Raw genomic sequence first — 2802 nt, 5'->3', positions numbered from 1 at the left:
GCCCGATCCTCATGTCAACCGCCCTTTTCAGAGATTTTGCAAACCGAAGAGCGAACCCTTCAAACCCACAAAATATCGCCGGGAGTAAGCTGCGAGGCTGACCCCTAAACCGTAGCTCGGCGTTTCGATTGAAGCGCGGAAACTAATGAGGCCAACCTGAGAAAGCAAGAAGTTTTTCAACTCTTTCTTCCTGAAACCGTGGAGACTTTCGTCGCCGCGGCCCCACCGGCCGGCCCGTTTCCGAGCGAGGCGGCTCTATACGGACCGCCCCATTTTACCGCAACCGGAATCTGACGCTTTTGCGAAGATTCTGGCAGACCCCGGATCGGTCAAGCGGAACACCCTGCCCTATCGAGCTTAGAGTTCGCGACGCACCAGTTTGCCGTAGTGGTCCATCAGGTCCAGCGACAGGGCGCCCGGGGTGAAGCGATAGTCGCCCACCTCTGCCACCGGCGTCACCTCGACGGCGGTTCCGGTCAGGAAGCATTCCGTAAAGTCGGACAGCTCTTGCGGCAGGATGTCACGAACCACGACCTCGATGCCTTTTGATCTGGCGATCTCGATGACCGTCTGGCGGGTGATGCCATCCAGGATGTGCTCGACCTTAGGCGTATGGATGACGCCATCCTTGACGAAGAAGACATTGGCGCCGGTCGCCTCGGCGACATAGCCGCGCCAATCCAGCATCAGGGCGTCAGCATAGCCATTACGCTCTGCCGTGTTCTTGGACATGGTGCAGATCATATAGAGGCCCGCAGCCTTGGCCGTGGTCGGCGCGGTCTGGGGATCGGGGCGACGCCACCTGGACCATTCCAGACGCAGGCCCTTGGCCTTCACTTCCGGGTCGAAATAGCTGGGCCAGTCCCACACGGCGATCGCCAGATGGACCTTGTTGTTCAGGGCCGAGACGCTGGTCTGTTCGGCGCCCAGATAGGCGACCGGGCGGACATAACAGTCGGTCAAACCATTCTTGGCGCAGGTTTCATTGCAGAGCGCGTCGATTTCAGCCACGCTGTACGGGATCTCGAAATCGAGCAGGTTGGCGGAGCGTTTCAGCCGCTCCGAGTGCGCGGTCAGCTTGAAGATTTCGCCGCCATACATACGCTCACCCTCGAAAACCGACGAGCCGTAGTGCAGAGCATGGGTCAGAACGTGCGTTTTTGCTTCCCGCCAGGGTACAAACTCGCCATTCATCCAGATCCAGCCGTCACGATCGTCGAAAGGAACGAAGGCCATTGGAACACATCTCCCGCGAAACTGACGGTGTTAGAGCCGCCCGAATCGTTCAGGTCAACGCCCTGAGCGGGAGGAAAGACGCATGAGCATGACGGATTCACGCCCCTATGGTCGTTCTGGCCCCATCGCCGGGCCTGGCGTCGGCCGCCATCTGCTGATCGTCGACGACGATGACCGCATCCGCGAACTGCTCAAGGAGTTCCTGGCGCGCGAAGGCTATCGCGTCACCGGCGCCGCCCACGCCGCCGCCGCCAAGCGGATGATGGAGCTTATCGAGTTCGATCTGGTGGTGCTGGATGTGATGATGCCGGGCGAGAGCGGGTTCGACCTGACCACCTGGGTCCGCGGCAAGGCAGAGTTGTCCAAGACGCCGGTTCTTCTGCTGACGGCGCGTGGCGACCCTCAGGACCGGATCGAGGGTCTGGCCCGTGGCGCCGATGACTATATGTCCAAGCCGTTCGAGCCGCGCGAGCTGGCGCTGCGGATCGAGGCTATCCTGCGCCGCACGGGCGGAAAGCCCATCGGTCCGCGCGAGATCAAGCTGGGCACCGCCGTCTTTGACATGGAGCGGCTGGAGTTGACCCGCGAGGGCAAACCCCAGCGCCTGACCGAGGCCGAGGCGCAACTGCTGAAGACCCTGGCGCTTCACGCCCATGCGCCGGTCGAGCGCATGAGCCTGTCACCGGACACCGCCGACATCACCGGCCGCGCCGTTGATGTTCAGGTCACCCGCCTGCGCCGAAAGCTGGAAAGCGACCCCAAGAACCCGCGCTATCTGCAGACCGTGCGCGGTGTCGGCTATATGCTGGCGCCCGACTGAGGCTCTGAGCGGACCGGCTGAGGAAAAATGCGGCTTCTGCCCGCCTATCTGTGGCCGCGCTTTCTGAAGCGGCGCCTGCCCACCTCGTTGTGGGGGCGCTCGCTGCTGATCATCGTCCTGCCGGTGCTGGTCATGCAGGTTGCGGTGACGTGGATATTTTTCGACGCCCACTGGCAGACGGTGACTGCGCGCCTGTCAGAAGGTCTGGCTGGCGACATCGCCTGGGCGGTTGAGTCCTATGAGGATGATCCCAGCCCGCAGGGGCTGCAGCGCCTGGCCGACCGCGCCGAACGCTCCATGTCACTATCCATCGCCCTGCAGGAAGATCGCGTCCTGCCGACGGAGCAGAGGCGCGGTCCCATAGGCGTCGTTGACCGGGTTCTGGATCACGCGCTGCAATCGCGACTGGATCGACCCTACTGGTTCGACACCACCCGCTACCCCGCCTATGTCGATATTCAGGTGCAGGAGCCGCAGGGCGTTCTGCGCATCATCGCGCCGCGCGAACGGGCGGTGGCGACCCAGGCCCATATCTTTGTGCTGTGGCTGACGATCGCCACGGTGCTGCTGATGGGCGTGGCCATACTGTTCATCCGCAATCAGGTCCGGGCCATCGAACGTCTGGCCGACGCCGCAGAATCCTTTGGCCGGGGAGAGACGGTTCCGCGCTTCAAACCCCATGGCGCACGTGAAGTCCGCGCCGCCGCCACCGCCCGGCACGAGCGTCTCGTTGAATGAGAGCATGG

At 62.8% G+C, this 2802-nt stretch carries 2 protein-coding genes and 1 pseudogene; 2 read left to right on the top strand and 1 reads right to left on the bottom strand.

The features are described 5' to 3' along the window. Positions 1-357: 357 nt before the first annotated feature. A complete protein-coding gene (locus QZ281_RS16435) occupies positions 358-1236 on the bottom strand; it encodes a branched-chain amino acid aminotransferase (RefSeq protein ID WP_292230232.1) in 879 nt (292 codons plus the stop codon). Positions 1237-1318: 82 nt separating this feature from the next. On the opposite strand from QZ281_RS16435, the gene QZ281_RS16430 reads away from it, so the two are divergent. Next, a complete protein-coding gene (locus QZ281_RS16430; protein ID WP_292230231.1) occupies positions 1319-2056 on the top strand; it encodes a response regulator transcription factor in 738 nt (245 codons plus the stop codon). 27 nt (positions 2057-2083) lie between these two features. Continuing rightward, positions 2084-2791: pseudogene (locus QZ281_RS16425) on the top strand (two-component sensor histidine kinase); the annotation flags it as partial. Positions 2792-2802: the final 11 nt, after the last annotated feature.

The organism is Brevundimonas sp. (assembly GCF_018608325.1).
In the GTDB taxonomy this organism is placed as follows: domain Bacteria; phylum Pseudomonadota; class Alphaproteobacteria; order Caulobacterales; family Caulobacteraceae; genus Brevundimonas.
Note: the sequence above shows the minus strand (reverse complement) of the source record. Positions and strands in the feature narration are given on the sequence as shown.